The sequence below is a fragment of the Rubripirellula reticaptiva genome (assembly GCF_007860175.1).
In the GTDB taxonomy this organism is placed as follows: Bacteria; Planctomycetota; Planctomycetia; order Pirellulales; family Pirellulaceae; genus Rubripirellula; species Rubripirellula reticaptiva.
In genome coordinates this window covers 1,173,931-1,192,914 of sequence record NZ_SJPX01000003.1, presented here as the reverse complement: position 1 = coordinate 1,192,914, position 18,984 = coordinate 1,173,931, and the positions used below count along the sequence as shown (strand labels likewise).

Genomic DNA, 18,984 nt, shown 5'->3' with positions numbered 1-18,984 from the left:
GGTTCGACTTTGGCGACTTGAAATCCACTGCCCAACACTCGATCAATGCCCGTCGATAAAACGGATAACCATCGGTTGTACCGGAGCGGCGGTGGTACCGCTGTTTTGAAATCACGGCACTCGCCGCCGCCCTGTAAACCGTAACGTTATCGGACTGACTGCTCAGGTGTTTGGAGTGTTCGCTTGCGTTAGCGATTACTGCAACGCTGGATTGCGAGTTTGTCGTTCGGTGTTTGCTTTAGCGTTTTGACGATTCAAACGCTTTGATCCTCCGTTGACGATTGCCACAACGTAGAGCGTTCCCAAGCCGAACCGGTGTTTGCTGTTGGCGTTTGTTGATGGCACCGTAACGTTTTTGATTCTTCGTTTGCGGACAACACGCGCTGCCGGACGACGACACCGTTTTGCTTGCCGACGCGATCAATGCCCAATTGCTTGCCGCACGAATCGACGCCCGCTAAACTGTTGCGGCGTGGTTACCACTGCCCAACGATCGATCAACGCCCGTCCATACAGTGTGAATTCAAATCCGAAACGCAACATTTGACTTTTTTAGAAAATCGTATTTTCGGATGCGATTGAAAGGCGAGCCGCTCGAAGCAAACTGCTTGGTATTCAACCCCCAAGCACCAGCGAACGAGCGACCCGCCATGAGACATCTTAACTACGTAGACCGCGCTAACATTCAATTTCTTCTTGGCCGCGGTCATTCGCCAGCTGCGATTGCTAGGAAGCTTGATCGGCACCGGTCAACGATCGGGCGGGAGATCAAGCGAAACAGTTCGTGCCATCGAAGTTATGATGCCGGATGCGCCCAAAGAACAGTGAAACGCCGCCGCCTGGATTCCGCGCCTCGGCCGAAGCGGAACGACGTCGCGTTGATGGAACATGTTCATTCCAAGCTAGCGATGAACTGGTCGCCTGCGCAGATTGCCGGTCACCTGAAGAAAAGCGTCTGCCAGTCATCTGTCAGTCACCAGACGATCTACAACTACCTCGGTGATCTCGACAAGGATCATCCTCATCGCTTGGCAATGCGGCGTCGTGGACGTCGGAATCGCAATGCACCGCCTGGTTTCGTGGCGAACAAGCACAAGCATGGGCTGTCAATTCACGAGCGGTTGGCGATCATCAATCGGCGAGGTCGTCTGGGCGACTGGGAGGTTGATCTGATGACTTGCGCGAAGACCAGCGGCTATCTGATCACAGCCGTGGATCGTCGTAGCGGGTACACGCTGATTCGACGCGTATCGGACAAGACGGCAGGTCGTGTCGCTGAAGGAATCATCAAGATGTTTGAGGGCATTGACCCAAAGAAGGTACTCTCGATGACATTCGACAATGGAGTCGAATTCACCTACACCAGGAAGATCGCCAAAGCGTTGGGTGTGCGGATCTACTTCTGCGATCCGTACAACAGTGGCCAGCGCGGCACGAACGAAAACACCAACGGCCTGATTCGACAATACTTCCCCAAGCATCTTCACTACGGCTATATTAGTTATCAAGCCGTCCAGAAGGCGATCACCGCATTGAATAACCGACCTCGCCTAAGACTCCAATTCCGAACACCAGCGAATACCTTCGAGCGCCGTCCAAATGTTGCGTTTCGGATTTGAATTCACAAAAGCCGATAACCAAGTGATTCAACGGAGTCGGGCTTGCACGGTTTTCGCAAAGATCACGTCGAACCTCCCGACCCGCTGATCACCAGCGTTATCGGACTGACTCCGCAGATGTTCCGCTTATTTGCTTGCACAAACGATTACTGCAACGCCCGATTGGAAAGTTGTCGTTCGGCATTTGCGTTAGCGAATCTGCGATTCAAACGTATTGATCCTCCGCTTGCGCTTTCCTCCCTCCAAGCCGCTCGCAATTCTTGAACGTGTTCGCTGTCTTCGTTTGCTGATCCAACGACAGCGTTTTCGATCCTTCGTTCACCGTCAACAAGCACCGTCGGACGATAATGCCCGTTTACTTGCCGACCCGGTCAACGCCCGATTGCTTGCCGCGTGAACCAATGCCCGTTAAGCTGTGGCGACGTGGTTGCCACTGCCCGGCACTCGATCAACGCCCGTCGATAAATGCCGATAACCATGCCATGCACCGGAGTGGCGGTGGTTACGTTTTTTTGAAATCACGTCAACCGCCGCCACCCGGTGATGGCCACCGTTCGCCGACAAGCACATCCAATGCCCACCTAAATGACTGAAAACCCCTACTCACCGCCAAACGCGAGCAAATCTGATTCTCCGCGTCGTTCAGTAGCTTGCGTTTTCATGTTCTGGCTTTCCAGCATCCTAGGTCTCGCTTTGCTTTCCATTTCCGCTTTCAGTGGATACCAAAACACACGTTTCATCTCACCGGACGCCGGTCGTCTGCCGCCCTACGTTGTTGCCGTGATAATGCTGGTCTTTGCCTGCGGGATCGGATTGCTCTTCTCCGCCTGGCATTGGCAATCTCGGCGCGTTCGTCCCGGTATAATATTTTTCGTTGGGTCAGGCGTTGCTTTCTTCGTGGCTCCCTGGATCCTGATTATGCTTCTCGCATGCTGACTCTTGATGACACCGGTCTTCGCCTCTGCTCGAGACTGCGGCGAACCATGCCATGCACCGGAGTGGCGGTGGTCACGTTTTCCTGAAATTACCATGTTTCCCGCCACCCGGTGATGGCGGACGTTCCGCTCCAGTACCTCAATTAAACAAGAGCGTGCGAAGAAAAATGCTAGTTCGCATTCCCCGCGCACCAACTATCCCGTAAAACGCAAATCGGAGTCAGATGCATGCTCAAAATCATGAAAGGCGTTATCGACCGCAGAGTTCTGGTAATTTATCGCCTCGATCCGGAGTGTGTAAGCAAAATTCTGCCACCGCCTTTTTTACCAAGATTATTTGGCGGCCACGCGCTCGGAGGCATTTGCCTCATTCGGTTTACGGACATGAGACCTGCATGGCTTCCCAGGCTCTTTGGAACGTCATCCGAAAACGGAACGCATCGCTTTTGTGTCGAGTGGACGGTGGATGGAACCCGCCACACTGGTATCTACGTGAAACAACGGTTCACGAACTCTAAGCTACATGCCTTCGGCGGCGGGAAAGTCTTCCCTGGCAATCTAACTTTTTCAAAGTTTACCGTCGATGAGACGGAGAACAGCTACCACGTTTCATTTACGACTAACGATGACTCAGTTGACGTTTTGGTTGACGAAGTAAACGCAAAGTTTCCAGCCGACTCAGTGTTTTCAACGATCGAAGAAGCGTCTGATTTTTTTGAGAAAGACAATGTTGGCTATTCGCCCAGCAGCGACGGTAAAAAAGGAACTCACCAAGGAGTCAAGTTAAACACCACGAACTGGAAAGTATCGCCACTGAATGTGATCAAGGCGTCCTCTAGTCTCTTTTCGAATGATTCAATTTTCCCGATTGGAAGCGCACAGATCGACCACTCACTTCTTATGAAAAACATTAATCACGATTGGGAAGTCGTAGATAAGGTTTGTTGCCCATGACCTGGAGAGGCTCGCACAGTGCCCTCCGATTGCGAAATACGCGGAATAACAATGTAATGCACGCGAAGCCGGACTTACGCGTGGTTTAGAAAATGGAAGATCAACCGTCCCGGCTCGGTGATCACTGCCGTTATCCGAACATGATTGCCAAATGAAGTTTACAACGCGATCGTTGCTTAAGCTCGCCCTGCTCATCGCGTGCGTTTTGGCACTTTTCCCAATCGTACCGACAATTACGTTGTCGATTGTGTTGCTTTTTCCACTACCTACGATTGGAATCGCCCTTTTGTTAGAGCGGTTCCGAGAGCATCGTCGAATTCTCGGCGTCATCGCGTTGCCAGCATTGATCGGATTTTATTACGGTTTGCTAGGGCCTCTGTCCATTTTATTTGATTTGCCAGAGGAATGGGGCTTCATTCGGACGCGGCACGTGCTCTTTGATTTTTGCACTAAGGCCTATCCGCAGGCAGCATTTGACATTCTCGGTGAACACGGTCGTATTTCGCTCGCTAACTATAGGGATGACTGGGGATCGCTCGTAAGAATGATCGACAAGTAGATTCCCCGCTGCATAGACTTAAATGCTAAACGGGTTAAATCGAACGAACGGATAACCATGGCATTCACACGGAGCGGGGCTTGCAGCCGAATTTGAAATGGACAGCTTTACTCTCCCCGCACGGTGATGCCGTAACGTTCTCCGACTGAAATCCATCGATGGTGATGTTGCAGGTAACTCGTCCTTCAAACGGCCACGTACTCGCACGTTTCGACGTTTGCATCGACTACCGGTACCGACTGACTTATGAACACGAGATTCGGATGTCTGTTGACTACGCATGGTGTTCGCGATGTAACTCATTTGTCGAGATGGAACGGATATGGACTGAATCAGAGATTCGCTCGAATACGTCGAACGTTCTCTTGTCCGAATGGTCAGGCCGTCAACTTGAAACACCAACCACTGCACGATTGAACGCCGCACTCGAATGGCTCCAAAACCGAACCGCTCATCCGAGGTGCCTTTCCTGTGGATCGGTGACCGCCACTACCAGAATTCCGCCCAATACCGAATCCCTGCATCCCAACGGTGATGGTATAATCCGGCTTTCCGGAGACGGTGTCCTTGGCGGAACGCCGACACGATACGCGCCGAAACATTTCGCTCCTGGCGGTATGCCGATTCTCTGAGACTGCGAAGAACCAAGGGTTGTTACGGAGCCGGCCCTGCGAGCGTTTGGCAATGGAAAATCAACCGTTCCGGCCCGCAAAACCCAAACGTTCGCCGACTGATTCCTTTTATTCTGGGGCAATGCCATGAACCGATTCGCAATCACACTATTAACACTAACGCTGTTCTCAACATCGGGATTCGGCGCGGACACCTTTGCATCTCAACTTCGCAAATCCAAGCACATCGGTTTATCCATTGACGATGCTCTGGCCGCATTCACGGTCTACGTCTACACGCCCAAGCAGTACGAAGAACACCTCGCATCGCTCGACGAATTTCGTCGCGAGCGCGCAGCATTCAATGAACGCATGGCGGGCTATGTTCGCGAACGGAAAGAAGCTAGAGAACGCCGTGCTAGCACGGAAGAATTGAATGCGATTACGACGAAGCGTAATCGCAACTCAGTTCCTCCTTACTCTCCTTTCGACAAACGCATCAAGCTGAACACCGTGGTGTCTTCCGGCGACGATTATATTGCGATTACTCCGCTGGAAGAACCAAACCAAACGATACTGATACCGTTCCATCGCGTGGGTCGCGTCATCGTAACTGCTGACGACCGACCTTCCCCCGTCACCCTCGAAACCAAATAGCGGCGAACCATGAAATGCACGGGAGATCGCCATGGCGCGTTCGCCGGTGGATCGTCTTGGGGGCGATCCCCGTGATGGCGGCCGTTCGCCGGGATCGTTTTACGAAAACCAAATGGAGCGACGCATGAAAGATAAGTCGACTTCGATTTTCGTTGCTTCCTTGATCGCTTTGTCTGCCGTTGTGCTTGGTGCGATCATTTGGATGCGAGTGTTGGAAACCGTCGATCTCGCACCTCCACCCGTTCTGGCGCCCACAGCTGATCTGGCGCCCACAGCTGATCTGGCACCTACAACTGATCTGGCGAATCCAGCTAAGAATCGTCCCCCTACCGTGCTATCCCGCGAGACGAGTCTGCTTGCAATTCGTGACTTGAAAGCACTGGTTGATCTCGATTCTTCCGGTGGGCTTGTGAGCGTATATTTTTACGATCCAGTTGGGCTTTCTGATATGGGATTTGCGCCACGAGAGCTCGTAGACTCAGACCTTGGACTGCTCGCACCTTTCCCCGAACTCAAGCAGTTGGACATTGCTGGAACCTCAGTTACCGATGCAGGGCTAAAGCATCTCCAAGGTCTTGACGAGATAGAGAAACTGGATATCAGTTCGACCGCGATCACGGGCAATGGTTTGCGCAGCCTCGCTGGCATGAATCGACTACGCATGCTCGACCTTGTGGATATCCCTATTGACGATCGTGATCTAAAATTTCTTTCCGGGTTTTTTGAGTTACAGCGGTTGTCAATTTCAAGTCCCCTCGTTTCAGATTCTGGACTCCAACACCTTCGCAGGCTAGGCAAGCTTGAAGGTCTTTACCTCGGACGACTTCAAGTGACGGACCAAGGGATTGGACATCTGGGAAAGCTCGCCTCACTAACACATCTCACGCTCGATAGTATTTCTGTCAGTGATGGATCCGTGCCGTATTTTGCAATGATTCCTGAATTGCGTTCTCTTCACTTAAGGAGAACCGCAATCACGCCAAAGGGTGCTAGCGATATTCAGTCAGCACTGCCAGGTTGCGCGGTGAATCGTGACGTCGCGTATCCCTGATCCACGCAAACTACTGCGACCACAAAGCGGCGAACCATGCGATGCAACGGAGCCGGGGTATGGAGTTTTTTTAAAATGGACAATAAACTTTCCCGGCCCGCTGATCGCGGCCGTTCATCGAACTAAGGTCTTGCTTCGGACGTGGACCTACTCCTAATCGTATTGCTGATGTTCGCCGGCTCGGGTCTGGGTGCGCTCGTCGGCACCGCCATTCCGAATGCACAAGTCGAAGCCATTGCGCTGACTTCCGCTACTGGCGGAATCGTAGGTGCGGTAGTTGCGTACGCAATCCTTGCGCTCAATAAGTCTAATATCAACCGGTCGCGACCTACACCACGTCGCTCTGTATTGCACACACCTAGACGATCTCAGTCATCGTCGTTTCGCAAGCGGATGGCACGCTTCACTGGCAAGAGTGAGGCTGACGTTCTAGCCGACGAACAATACGAGTCGAAAATGCCGTTCTGGGCCGCAGTTGATGCGATTCTGCGATTTCCGCCCAAATCTGCTGCGATGATCCGTGCTTCACTGCTGGAGATTCGTCGGACATTGCGCCGCTAACGCTGCCAGCGATTTGATTTCCCGACACTTGAACGATACGTTGATTGAATCGCACCTGAGTGACGTGATACACCACATCCAACGACGCGATGAACCATGCGATTGACCGAAGTCGCGGGTAAGGCGTCTTGAATTGGAAACCACATTGCCGCGACTCGGTCATCGCGGCCGTTATCCGACTGACCGTATGACTCAACTTCGCTTCTTGACACGATTCGCAATGCTTAGCTGGTTCCTGACGTTGTGTGGCTGCGGCGACAACAACTCAACGCGTCTTGACTTCGACCCGAACGCTTCAATCGTTCGTGAGATCGCGGTAGTAGGATTCGACGTCGATGCCGAACCGGTGATCCGAGAAATGTCAGACGGTTCCATTTGGATACACTTCGAGGCGATGCCGCCATTCTTCGCGGATGATGATCCATCCTCGTTTGATGTTCAAGATTTCCACGATCAACTACAGTCTGCGGCCGCCGCCCCGGTTACTCATGACGACCGCGAAGTCTTCGCTATCGCCAAACCGACGCCTGAAACCGCGAACGCGCTCAAGCTCTGGCTTGAAACGTACCGCAAAACAAATGGCGGATAGCCATCGCATGCAACGGAGCCGGGCTTGCGGCTGTTTTCAAATGGAACATCAACACTCCCGGCCCGCTGATGCGTACCGTTATCGGAATGAAATCCTCGACTTCAGGACTTGATGAATGCAATCCTACATCCTGACTTTGCTCGCGTTGTTGTCGCTACATGCTACGGTCCAGGCCGGTAACCCGCGTCCGACATCCCACGAATCTCCCGAAGGCGCTGCAACCGACTTGGTCCAAGCATTCATTTCCCGCGACTTCCACGTGTTCAATGAAGCCCGGGCCAAAGACTTCTGCGAGGGTAGCATTGACCCATTTAACTACTATGTTGGGTTCCGCAACTTCACGACGCTCTTCCTGGATGGCGACCCGCTCCATGAGACGGGTTTCCCATCTCGGTTGATGAGGATTTCGCGCGTGTACTCTGCCCGCCCTTTAGTGACGAAGGAAGAACTCGAGATTGCCAGCGCATTCGTTGGTAGCGGATGGCTTGAGCCAACCTTGGTCGACGTGTTAGTTGAAGATCGCCTTGGCAACGAGTTGCTACACCGAACGCTAGTCGTCAAGGGAAGAAAAGCCGGACTTTGGTACGGAAAGCCGAAACTGATCGCCCATGACTATCTCGAAGAGCTTTTACGAAAGCTGCCAGAATCTGAATCGGTTCATTGGCAGCTTAGGGCAGGTTCACAACGAGGCGATTAGTTGTCTCGCCATCTCATTCTTCATCAAAACATCGCCCCAAGGCTCTCTCGATGATGCCACCTGAGCTCAAACCGTCGGATAACAATGCGTTGCACACGGAGCCGCGGGTCGCGCGGTTTTTGAAATTATTGTCGTTTGCCGCGGCCCGGTGAACGCGGCCGTTATCCGACGGAAGTTCGGTACTGTATCCAATGTGCTCCGTAAAATCAGAAACTCCATCCAATGGGCAGCGTTGCGTTCGACTTCTGCAAGTTTTTACGTTAGCGACGTTCGCTCCCATCTGCGCGGAGTACCTCTCCGCGTATGACAGCTCGACTGGTGATCCGCTTGTTTTGCTACAGGGGCTGATTATCCTTGCGCCGCTCTACGGATTTGCAGCGGTACTGATTCGTGAACTTGTATCGCGAAGTGACCTGGGAATGCGTGGCACCCTTCTTCTGGCGGCAGCTTTCGGAGTTGTTCAAGCAGGTGTAATTGACCAATCCATGTTCCGCGAAAGCTACCTTGGGATTGCAGTTTGGGACCAAATGACGAAGCCAACCCAAATTCCCCAACTCGGAATCAGCGCGTACACCGCCACCACATTCGTTGCCGGGCACGTAATCTATAGCTATGTTGCGCCGATTCTGATCGTGGAGAGTCTCTGTCCGGCTTCCAGTCGGAATCGCTGGCTAAGTAGACTTGGGGTTTCAATTATTGTCGTTCTTTATGTTGTGTCTGCGCTGCTCGTTCTGGACGAACATCTTTCAATAGAAGATTCACATGCCTCGACAACAGAAATTAGCTGCGCGCTTGCTCTTTCGATGTTTCTTGTTGCTGGCGCATACTCGCGTCCGCAACGTTACTTTGAAAGCGTAGGACGCTTCGAGATGTCGGCGACGTGGCTGTTCCTTATTGGGCTTATTGGTGGCATTTCCATGGATCTGGCGGCACCGTCCTGGCTAGGTACGATCGTTGTGATTTTCACGCTTGCTTGTTTGGCCGCAGTTGCGTTCTTTGCTAGGCTATCTCGAACACGATTGACTGCCCTCGCATTCGGACTCTTGTTGTCTCGATGCCTTACGGCATTTTCATATTTTCCGCTCCGCGGCGATGTTTCCGCTCTCCAGAAGTACTCACACAACGTGTTCTTCATCGTTGTGGTTCTGGTTTTCGGGATGATGTCACTGCGGCGAGCATCTCAGTGCACTCTTGCGGAGGCGCATGACGGATAACCATCCCGTGCAACGGAGCCGGGCTTGTGGCGTTTTCTAAATGGACAATCAACCTTCCCGGCCCGCTGACGGGTACCGTTATCGGAATGACTCCTCAGGAGTTTGGAGTGTTCGCTTGCACCAGCGATTGCTACAACGCTCGATTGACAATTTGTCGTTCGGCTTTTGTATTGACTGATCGGTAAATCAATCGCCTCGATCCTCCGTTGAGGATTGCCGCAACGCAGACCGCCCGCAAGCCGAGCTTGTGTTCGCTGTTGGCGTTTGTTGATGACACCGCAACGTTTATTGACTCTTCGTTTACGGACAAGACGCCCTGCCGGAAGGCAACGCTCGTTTACTTGCCGGCCCGTCCAATGCTCGATTTCTTGCTGCACGAATCAACGCCCGCTACATTGTTGCGACGGGGTTTCCGCTGCCCAGAACCCGATCAACGCTCATCAATTAAAACCGACAACCATCGGTTGTACCGGAGCGGCGGTGGTCACGTCCTGTCGAAATCACGGCCTTCGCGGCCGCCCGGTAAACCGTAACGTTCCACATGCGAGATGATCGCGATCGCTCAACGTGACACAGATCCTGGGAATCCCTACAAGCCGCCGAGCACGCTGCTTGGCGTGAATGCCTCGAGTCCGTTCTGGAATCGATGGGACATCCTGATCTTTTGCGCCATCGCATATTCTTTGCACGTCCTGGCATTGTGGGGAATTGCATGCTTTCACGACGCACATGTGGGCGCGGAGTTGCGCGAGCCATTCCGCTCGATCAAGGTTCACTACGGGGCAGTCGGTCTGCTGGGTGTCGCGCTTGTCTATGCGCTCCTACCAGCGGCTGCATACCTAGGAATTTGTCTTGTGATGAACACCGTCTTCCGGTCTCGCAAGACTGCCGCACGAGGATTTCAAATACTGCAGGGTTCGCTTGCTGTTACCCTCGTCGCTGATCTAATCCTGGGCTTGCCCCTCTTCACCACGGGCTAATCAATTGCAGTCGTCAAAAAGATGTGGAACAATGCGATGGACACGGAGACCTGGAATAGATCTTGGGCAATGGTTGCTCAACCGCTCGGTCCCGGTCATCGCGGTCGTTATGTCGCTAAAGGTTTCATTCATGCTTAGACCCCTAACGATCATTGTTGCGCTCACGTTGCTGCTTGATGGCAACTTTGCATTTGGGCAGTTGCTGACCTGCGGATCACCTGCACCCGAGTTCACGCCGGAAGGCACATTGCGCGGCGATGAAATCCAATCGTTGCAGCATGACCGAAAATACGTTTTGGAATTTAGCGGCACACAGTGCGCTCCTTGCATTAAGTCGATCCCTCATATCGAAAAACTGAAGGCCAAGCACAGTGACTTCACTTTCGTAACCGTATTCGTTGAAGAAAAGGAGCAGGTCGATCGCTTTTTGAAGAACGCTGGGCGGCAGATAACCTCGACCGTAGTGTACGACGCTACTGGTCGAACCGGTCGCAGCTGGCTGGCACGGTCTGGTTTCCCCGGAATCCCACAGGTCTTGGTGGTGAATGACGATGGCAATATTTCATGGATTGGTCACCCTGATCGGTTAGAGCCTGTGCTTCAAATCCTTGGGTCGCAGGATACGGTTTCATCAACTGAACTCGCACGGATCGAACTCAAGCAACATGCTTACATCAGATCGTTACGCTTCGATGAATTCCAGAAGTATCGGACTGAAACGATAATCCCTCTCATAAACAAAGGACGCCACGCAGAGGCCATCGAGAAGATGGATGAGACAATGCGAAAGTATTTCGATATGCCGGATGTCATTAGAGAACTGCGAAGATTCAAACTATCGCAAATGGCCTATACGCCCGATTCTCATGAAGTGGCACGAAATCTGGCGTTCGATCTCGCAGCCGATGCAGACAACCACGAAAACTCAGAAATCGCAAGCACTCTGGTCTTCCACTACACGAAAGCGCTGCCCGAAAACAAAGACAAAGATTTCGTGCGATGGGCGCTTGCCCTGCTAAACGAAATGGGGCCGCGAAAATCATCGGACACCGACGAACAATTGATGCTGAGACGTAACCACTATTCCACGCTGGCAGGGGCGCATCGCATACTTGGCAACTCGGACGATGCAAAACAGGCGTTAGACAGAGCGATACAATACGGTCAAGAGTTAGTCACCACGCTCAAGCAACGCGAGGACCACCCCCTCAACATCAAGGCCGCCGAGAACGTTCTCCAGCGGATGAAAAAGCGAAAGGAAGAAACGACAGGTTCCGTCGGTGCCTCAGATTGACCTCAAACTAGAGACCGTTGTCAGTCTCGCGACATAACCAAGGCATGAACACGGAGTCGCCGATCACGTGTTTTCAAATGGAACACCAACCGCGGTGACCCGGTTATGCCAATACGTTATTCGATTCAACTGCCTCGACGTCGCGCCCCGAAATTTTCTCACCTAAATGAAATCCAACAATGCGAATCATAAAACGCCTGTCATCATTTGACACAAGGTTATGAAGCGACGTAAATATCGCAGGCCTTCCTGTCGGCTTGAAGCGATGCATGCTGGCACTGATCCCCGCAGTCATAATTCTGCAAGGATGGTTCGACTGGAAAACGGCTCAAGATTTAGACTTCGCTTGGTTAAGAACGTACAACCCGATGGTAGGCCTTGTTTGTTCTGCAATTCTCGTAGTACTCATCTCGTCAGTGCTCGGCCTGACGCTTTTCGGACGATCACGCGTAGCACCATGACGGTTGCGTCCGTGACGAGCCGCGCGGCGAATAACAATGCCGTGAACCGGAGTCGCGTGTCAAGCGGTTTGGCAATGGCACACTATCTCTACGCGACCCGGTTACGGCTAGCGTTATCCGACGGAAATTTTGCGCCTTGTTCAAGAAGTCTTTCGGCCTGGACTATAGCGGCAATAAATCAAAGAGGAACCGCCGCGCCTGTAATTTACTGCATCCCCTTCACGGAAAAGACAATGACACAACCATCCAGATGCGCTGATTGCGACGGTGAACTTGAAGTGGGTTTCATTCCCGACGTGTCGATGGGCGCTGCACTGCAGACCGCATGGCATCGTGGAGTGCCTGACGACAAAACAATCTTGGACTATCTGAAGTTTGGCCCAGGCGTTAAGTACGATCGATCTCAGTTGCTTCCTGTCCGTGCCTTTCGCTGCAAGGCGTGCGGTCTGCTGCGGCTCTACGCAAATGATCAAACAGCATGAAACGGGCGTGAACCACTAATGGATCCAAAGAGCGAATAACAATGCCGTGCACCAGAGCGGCGAAGTCAGGTTTTCTTGCAATGGTGAATCTCTCGTCGCCGCCAGGTTATGGCCAACGTTACGTCTACCATTCATACCGGAGGTTTCAATGACAATCCGAATCCCGACGCTTGTAGTTCTTGCCGTTGCACTCTCGGCCCCGGCCCAAGTCGAAGCACAAGCTCCGTCGGAAACAGATTCCGAGCATGCCCGACCGTTCCGACAAGTCAGCGTCGAAGAAGCTGAAGCCGTCAATTCCGAATCGGCATTGGTCATGGGGACCTACGTATTGGACGCGAAAGCGACTCAGCAATTGCTGCAGGTTGACACCTTGATGAAGGCAATCAATCGTATTCGGCTGACGGACTGGAAGACCGGCGTCTGGACGAAGCAGAACGCCGAACGGACGATTCGGCAGCGGATGAACGACTACATTAAGACTGCTAGCGAATTTTACAAAGGCGAGGGTAAGCGGCCCACAGGCGTTGTTGGCCGACGATTTGAAAAGTATACCGACATCGAGCTTGGCGATCGACAATTGGCGAGCGCCCTTACAACTGTTCAAATGGCAACGGCCTGGGATGTGCCACTGCAACTTGGGCAAGCCGAAGACTTGGACGCCGTCGTTCGCCTGCGTCTGGCCAAGGTCAATCGAAATGACGTAACCAAGCCATGAACCGAAGCGGCGAAGTCAGGTTTTCTTGCAATGGTGAATCTCTCGTCGCCGCCAGGTTATGGCCAACGTAACCCGACTGATGTTTCCCTGAAATGGAACCCTACATCGTTCCCAAAGATTGGCTTGTTGCCATCGCACTACTTGGCGTTGGTGCCGGTCTAGCGTTGCCGCTGACACAACGTAATGACTGGATAGGCTGGGTGGCGGTGGTCGCCATCTCGTTGTTGGCGATGCCGATTTTTGTGTTTGCATCTTATTGCTGCTATGCTCGGTTGCACAGTTTCCTCAAAAGACCACCTGCGTCGACGGACAACGAGTTAGAACATTGAGACAAATGCGGGTAACCATCGCGTGAACCGGAGAACGTGAGTTGAGCGGTTTGACCGTTAGAGACTTTCCCGCGCGTTCCCGGTTACGCGTAGCGTTCGCCTCAGTAGCCTTCCTGTAGTATATCTCAACATGAAGATTCCATCGGTGATTCCTGTTCTGTCCGTTGATGACCTGGAAACTGCAATCGGTTTTTACGAACATCTCGGATTTCGTAACGAGTTTTCCATTCCCGGTCAGACAGGGAGGATTGTTCACGCGCACCTCCGAAATGGTGATAGCGTTGCATTTCTCGGTCGGCTGGACGTCTCTCACTATACAGGTAGGGAGCGCGCAGAGGTACTTGAAAAGAGCAACGCATCCGAGCGAGGGTTGGGCATCACTATGATCTTGCAGGTCGACAATCTTGCAAGTGTCTATGATTTCGTACGTGAAAGGAAATTGAAGGTGTTAGCTGAACCTGCTGACGAATACTATGGAGACCGTGTGTTCTTTTTTCTCGACCCCTACGGTTACGAGTGGAAAATAAGTCAGCCAGTTGCTGGACACTGAAGTCGCATTCCGCATCGATCGCGGCGAACCATCGCATGCATGGGAGTGGCGGTGGTCAGTCCGTTTTGAAGTCAATGTCTACTCGCGCCACCCCGTGATGCGGGTCGTTCTGCCATTGAAGGATTCACTCATCTGCTAACGGAGAACCAATTTTGTTTCGCGTGACCAACGACATCTACGTTGGGCGTTTCGCTTCGCGTGAACGTCTTGCCGAACTCCGCGATCTAAAGGTCACCGATGTACTCAATGTCAGCGACACATCGAGCCAACTCACGACCGAGGATGGTCCTTTTCGATCTGTAACTTGGATCGACATTGAAGATCGAACGCTGATACCAACGGAAATTGCCATCGAGGCGATTGACACGGTCCATCGATCATTGATCGCTGACGACGGTCGTATCTACCTGCATTGCATGGCGGGCTGGAATCGGTCACCAACGGTTCTTTGGCTCTATCTGCTTGCTTGCGGATATGCTGCGAACGAAGCCGCACAACTCATCTGCGCCGAAGCGTTTGACGCTGTACCGGGACACTCGCTGCTGGTAGACTCAAACCTACTCGCAACCGTGGTATCTCATGGCCGCGACAACTACCTGCCACATCGGCGACCGACCGCAATCGCATCGCCATAGAAGGCAGATTCATGAGATGCAACGGAGCGGCGATGGTGCGGTTTTTGGTGAGATCAATGTCAACTCCCGCCGCCAACTGATCCCGGACGTTATCCGACTGAAAACACGTCCAACAACTGCAGGCGTATTTCACAAGCATGCTCCAGAAACCCGAACGCGTAACGACAACTGCACAACGACGAATGGATTTGCGCTACCCTGACTTGGCCGCTGCCTGTGCCGACATTGTTCGCTTGCGCGAAAGCGGCTTCGAGCTGGTTGGCACATGGAGCTTCGCCCAGATACTCGATCATCTGAACATGTCCATGCAAATGACGATTGACGGTGCGGGATTCACATTTCCTGCACTAATGCGACCAGTGATGAAGCTGATGTTCATGCCTACAATGCGGAAGGGCAAACCATCTAAGCTTCGTGGCAAAGCCCCGAAGCAACTTCAGCCCGCCCTAGATCTCGACGAAGACGACTGCGCAAACCGGTTCTACGCGCTCGCGAAAACCTTAATGGATCCCTCCACTCCATTTGTTACACACTATCCGATGCTGGGACGACTTAATCGTGAACAGTGGCTCTTGATGCAACAATGGCATGCCGCCCATCACTTAAGCTTCGTCGTGCCGGACGCCTGACCTTGCTCAAATTTCATGCTCGTCCGATACGGCGGATAACCATCGCATGCAATGGAGGACGGGTGGTTCGTCTTCTCGTCTGCTTGCGAGCGATTCGCCCGTCGCCCGGTGATCCGCAACGTTATCCGACTGAAGTACATGCCGCTGGGACGTAACTTTGATCCGAGCCACGCACCACAACTTGCTGTTTATCGGAGACGCATTCAACGCTCGCGATTTGCGACAACTTTATGATCATGACATTGCAGCGGTTATTGACCTGGCTGCGAACGAAGAACCTGCACAACTTGGACGCGACCACATCTATTGCCGCTTTCCTCTGCACGACGATGGGTCGAACTGTCCGCAACTTATCCGCGTCTCGATTGACTGCGTTCGATCACTGATCCTTAGCGGCGCACGAACCCTCGTTGCATGTTCCGCCGGCATGAGCCGGTCACCTGTGGTGGCATCTGCTGCAATTTCCTTGATGTCTAGTGTTTCCCTCGACGATTCACTTGCTGCTATCGTCCTGAACGCACCGCATGACGTCTCTCCCGCATTCCTTTCGTCTGTCGCGTCCATTCACGCTACCATGTGTGTCCCAAATGAACCCCGGAACAGCGGGTAACCATGCGATTGTGACGGAGCGGCGGTGGTCGCCGGTTTGGTCTGCTTGCAAGTCAACTCCCGCCGCCCGAACATCGTTACCGTTCGTCGATCTGGTATCCGTTGACTGATTCTCACATTCCTGCCATGAAACGCCACGAGATTCTTGAACGCAAAATAGGCGAATCGCCAGACGCCACCGTGGCGCGTCGAGATCGAGAGTGGACGAAGTTATTGCGGCGTGTGGAAGAAAGACCAGACAAGGCCGAATTAAAGTCCAGCCAAATACAATGGGCGGTCAATCAAGCGGCCTTCGACCATCTTGGTTTTGGCCCCACTGCAGAATTGAATACGGTTCTAAATTCAGGGTTGGACAACGCAATCTCGTTCTTTTCCGGGTCGTGGTGGAGAGAGTGTGAGGAAGACAGGTACTTCCTGGACAAAAAATCAGAATGGCCGGTACAGGGCTGGGACTGGCCGCTGACAAACGGCCTGCTTCTTGCTGACTGGACAAATCGATGGAAAGCAAGCGAACATCTTCTCAACTGGGTCGATGAGGACGTCGCTCGATGCATTCGCCACGACGTGTCGTCTCTCAATTGCTGTCTCTACCTGGTGTCTTTGCTGCATCAACGTCTTTCCGTACACGATCAGTTGGCCAGCTTTATCGACAAGAAGGGCACGAGATTCGAACGGCTACTTTCTACCGCGAATGAGGCTATATCGAGGCGCGACGACGCTGTATTTGCAACGGCGATCAAGTCTGCAGTTAAGCAGTTCCACAAGAGTGAAGCTGAGGACGGTCCGGATTTCGGTTCGTGGATTTCGCTCGAGTTATCTCTCACGTGGTCATTTGCTTCACGGCGTGGGATGACCTTACCAACTCTCGATCCGCTGGGCGATGCTATCATCGTGCGTCCAGAATCGATTGCAAATTCGGCGGTGCCCGGCGGGGGCAAAGCTTCGGCTCTGTCGCAGGAACACCTTGATTCGGGACTCATAACTGCGATCGCGGAACTGGATTACGACACGTTTGCCTCCCTGCTTGAACGAGGGGCTTCCACTGACGTGGCGAGGAAATGGAAAAACGACCTGCTTGGGATAGACGACACGCGCAAGTTGGAGCCCTACTCCGCCAGAGATCTGATTATTGCACTCCGAAACACGTTCGCTGCAATACCAGCTGAGGATCGCATGCAACAGATCACGTTGAAGATAATCGAGCGAGCGAGAAAGAGTTTAACTGATGACGACATAGAAGCATCGCTCGACGGACTCTGCGACGAACTTCAATTGTCTCGCGCTGGCGACCTGTGAAAGACAACGAACCATCCCGTGCACCGGAGCCTGGCTTTCGGCCGGTTTCTCAATGGTGGAATTTTTACTCCCGGCCCGGTGACGGCTGACGTTCGCCGACTGACTCCCTCCTCTACCTGCCTGAGCGATGCCCCGCATATCCGAATTCTATGGCATCGCCGTTTACATCTAATATCGCGACCACAATCCTCCTCACTTTCACGCTATCTACGGTGGATTGGAAGCAGTGATTGATATCTGCACTGGTGCTATACTGGAAGGGTCGCTTCCGAGTCGTGCTGGAAAGCTCGTTGCTGAACGGTGCGGCCTCCACCGCGACGAACTACTGGCTGACTGGGCGCTTGCCGAATCGCAACAGCCACTGCTACCAATCGACCCACTGGACTGATACCGACGATTCTTCACATTCTTGACGCCGAACTCGCCGGGCCGTTCTCCCTGCACCTGCGTTTCAACGATGGATTCTCGGCCACCGTTGATCTGCGACCATTATTGATTGGCCCGATATTCGAGCCACTGCTTGACCCAAACGCCTTTGCCCAATTCACCGTCGATCCGATCTGCAAGACTGTTTGCTGGCCGAACGGTGCGGACCTTGCGCCCGAAGCGATTCGATCCCTGGTTCCCGCCGAGCAAGAAATCGGAGGATCACCATGCAATGCACCGAAGTGTTTGTGCGGCCAGAACTTTTTTGCGCGTTAGGACACTTTCTCCCGCACAATCCCCCCGGTGATTGCTACCGTTACCCGACTGACGTCAGGCCCCGCACATTCGCGACACGAATGTCCAAGTTCCTCCAGCCGAAAGACTCCGCGATGCGATTGATTGCCGCGATCCTGTTTTCCGTAGCTTGCGTTTCCATCGCTAGCCAACCGGCCACTGCTGACGAGTCGGTTACCTTGATGGGTACGATTTCACAATGGAGTTATCCCAATTCCAAGCTCAACGGTGCAGGGATGTCGGATGCCGCCACGGTAAACAGCGATGGCAATCGCACTGTGAAGTCGCTTGTATGCAAGGCCACAATGACAACCGACGACTCGGTCGAAAAGGTACTCGACTTCTACAAGACAAAATTGGCCCCGGACAAAAACGCAGACGACAAGACGAAAGCTAAACTCAAAGACGGTCGATCCGTCCTGGTGTCCGACGACTCCGAAGGTCGCCCATTTGCCCTCCATACGATCGTCATCAATACTTCAACGACTTCCACTACGTTGATCGTATCACGTGGCAGCGGCGAGGCCAAAACTTACATCGTCTGGAAACACTACGTCAGACTCTAAAGTTGCGGGGAACCAAACGATGCAGCCGAGCGGCGAAGTCGGGCGTTTTGAAGTGGTTGATCTTCCGTCGCCGCCGACTGATCGTCAACGTTCGCCGACGTAGAGACATTTACGAACACATCAAGATTCACCCTCCCCGTTCTGAAAATTTTCGATCAATGCCTGAATACACTACTTCAATGGTTTCCGGATTGCTTGTTCTCGCATCGGTTTTGCACCCGCCCACCACTTGCGCTGACGAGCCAATTGCTGCGATCGATCCCCATCAAAA

At 53.0% G+C, this 18,984-nt stretch carries 20 protein-coding genes and 1 pseudogene; all 21 read left to right on the top strand.

Annotated features, from left to right (window positions below; genetic code table 11):
- Positions 1 to 572 precede the first annotated feature (572 nt).
- The 21 genes and pseudogenes from Poly59_RS17145 to Poly59_RS17045 all read left to right on the top strand — a co-directional run bounded on the left by Poly59_RS17145 (position 573) and on the right by Poly59_RS17045 (position 18,713).
- Complete coding sequence (locus Poly59_RS17145; RefSeq protein ID WP_146535267.1) at positions 573 to 1,619, top strand: IS30 family transposase; 1,047 nt, start codon at positions 573 to 575, stop codon at positions 1,617 to 1,619.
- 1,163 nt (positions 1,620 to 2,782) lie between these two features.
- Positions 2,783 to 3,508 (top strand): DUF2071 domain-containing protein, encoded by a 726-nt coding sequence (locus Poly59_RS17140; protein WP_146535266.1) that lies wholly within the window; start codon positions 2,783 to 2,785, stop codon positions 3,506 to 3,508.
- A gap of 172 nt (positions 3,509 to 3,680) precedes the next feature.
- Positions 3,681 to 4,067 carry a hypothetical protein gene (locus tag Poly59_RS17135; RefSeq protein ID WP_146535265.1) on the top strand — a complete coding sequence of 129 codons (387 nt, stop codon included), beginning with the start codon at positions 3,681 to 3,683 and terminating at the stop codon, positions 4,065 to 4,067.
- A 758-nt stretch (positions 4,068 to 4,825) separates the two neighbouring features.
- On the top strand, positions 4,826 to 5,335 hold the full coding sequence (locus Poly59_RS17130; RefSeq protein WP_146535264.1) for a hypothetical protein: 510 nt from the start codon (positions 4,826 to 4,828) through the stop codon (positions 5,333 to 5,335).
- A 124-nt stretch (positions 5,336 to 5,459) separates the two neighbouring features.
- The gene (locus Poly59_RS17125; RefSeq protein WP_186776333.1) at positions 5,460 to 6,386 is read left to right on the top strand and encodes a leucine-rich repeat domain-containing protein; all 927 of its coding nucleotides are present in this window, start codon (positions 5,460 to 5,462) and stop codon (positions 6,384 to 6,386) included.
- A 141-nt stretch (positions 6,387 to 6,527) separates the two neighbouring features.
- Positions 6,528 to 6,947, top strand: a complete 420-nt coding sequence (locus Poly59_RS29625; RefSeq protein ID WP_186776332.1) for a hypothetical protein — start codon at positions 6,528 to 6,530, stop codon at positions 6,945 to 6,947.
- A 187-nt stretch (positions 6,948 to 7,134) separates the two neighbouring features.
- Entirely contained in the window at positions 7,135 to 7,536 is a 402-nt protein-coding gene (locus Poly59_RS17120) for a hypothetical protein (RefSeq protein ID WP_146535262.1), read from the top strand.
- 115 nt (positions 7,537 to 7,651) lie between these two features.
- The gene (locus tag Poly59_RS17115; protein WP_146535261.1) at positions 7,652 to 8,233 is read left to right on the top strand and encodes a hypothetical protein; all 582 of its coding nucleotides are present in this window, start codon (positions 7,652 to 7,654) and stop codon (positions 8,231 to 8,233) included.
- A 191-nt stretch (positions 8,234 to 8,424) separates the two neighbouring features.
- Positions 8,425 to 9,447, top strand: a complete 1,023-nt coding sequence (locus tag Poly59_RS17110) for a hypothetical protein (RefSeq protein WP_146535260.1) — start codon at positions 8,425 to 8,427, stop codon at positions 9,445 to 9,447.
- A 1,011-nt stretch (positions 9,448 to 10,458) separates the two neighbouring features.
- On the top strand, positions 10,459 to 11,721 hold the full coding sequence (locus Poly59_RS17100) for a TlpA family protein disulfide reductase (protein WP_146535258.1): 1,263 nt from the start codon (positions 10,459 to 10,461) through the stop codon (positions 11,719 to 11,721).
- Positions 11,722 to 12,415: 694 nt separating this feature from the next.
- Positions 12,416 to 12,664 (top strand): hypothetical protein, encoded by a 249-nt coding sequence (locus tag Poly59_RS17095; protein WP_146535257.1) that lies wholly within the window; start codon positions 12,416 to 12,418, stop codon positions 12,662 to 12,664.
- A 148-nt stretch (positions 12,665 to 12,812) separates the two neighbouring features.
- Positions 12,813 to 13,379 carry a hypothetical protein gene (locus Poly59_RS17090; RefSeq protein WP_146535256.1) on the top strand — a complete coding sequence of 189 codons (567 nt, stop codon included), beginning with the start codon at positions 12,813 to 12,815 and terminating at the stop codon, positions 13,377 to 13,379.
- A gap of 92 nt (positions 13,380 to 13,471) precedes the next feature.
- Complete coding sequence (locus Poly59_RS17085) at positions 13,472 to 13,708, top strand: hypothetical protein (RefSeq protein WP_146535255.1); 237 nt, start codon at positions 13,472 to 13,474, stop codon at positions 13,706 to 13,708.
- 130 nt (positions 13,709 to 13,838) lie between these two features.
- Positions 13,839 to 14,258 (top strand): VOC family protein, encoded by a 420-nt coding sequence (locus Poly59_RS17080; RefSeq protein ID WP_146535254.1) that lies wholly within the window; start codon positions 13,839 to 13,841, stop codon positions 14,256 to 14,258.
- A gap of 161 nt (positions 14,259 to 14,419) precedes the next feature.
- The gene (locus Poly59_RS17075; protein WP_186776331.1) at positions 14,420 to 14,893 is read left to right on the top strand and encodes a protein-tyrosine phosphatase family protein; all 474 of its coding nucleotides are present in this window, start codon (positions 14,420 to 14,422) and stop codon (positions 14,891 to 14,893) included.
- Positions 14,894 to 15,075: 182 nt separating this feature from the next.
- Positions 15,076 to 15,522 (top strand): DUF1569 domain-containing protein, encoded by a 447-nt coding sequence (locus tag Poly59_RS17070; RefSeq protein WP_246151718.1) that lies wholly within the window; start codon positions 15,076 to 15,078, stop codon positions 15,520 to 15,522.
- A 157-nt stretch (positions 15,523 to 15,679) separates the two neighbouring features.
- Entirely contained in the window at positions 15,680 to 16,132 is a 453-nt protein-coding gene (locus Poly59_RS30705; protein ID WP_146535251.1) for a dual specificity protein phosphatase family protein, read from the top strand.
- Between the two features lie 125 nt (positions 16,133 to 16,257).
- Positions 16,258 to 17,427, top strand: coding sequence for a hypothetical protein (locus Poly59_RS17060; protein ID WP_186776330.1), 1,170 nt, complete (start codon positions 16,258 to 16,260; stop codon positions 17,425 to 17,427).
- A gap of 187 nt (positions 17,428 to 17,614) precedes the next feature.
- Positions 17,615 to 17,815, top strand: a pseudogene (locus tag Poly59_RS30700) (DUF4160 domain-containing protein); the annotation flags it as partial.
- Complete coding sequence (locus tag Poly59_RS30695; RefSeq protein ID WP_222436126.1) at positions 17,761 to 18,129, top strand: DUF2442 domain-containing protein; 369 nt, start codon at positions 17,761 to 17,763, stop codon at positions 18,127 to 18,129. The pseudogene Poly59_RS30700 and the gene Poly59_RS30695, both read left to right, overlap by 55 nt.
- Positions 18,130 to 18,209: 80 nt before the next feature.
- A complete protein-coding gene (locus Poly59_RS17045) occupies positions 18,210 to 18,713 on the top strand; it encodes a hypothetical protein (protein ID WP_146535249.1) in 504 nt (167 codons plus the stop codon).
- Positions 18,714 to 18,984: the final 271 nt, after the last annotated feature.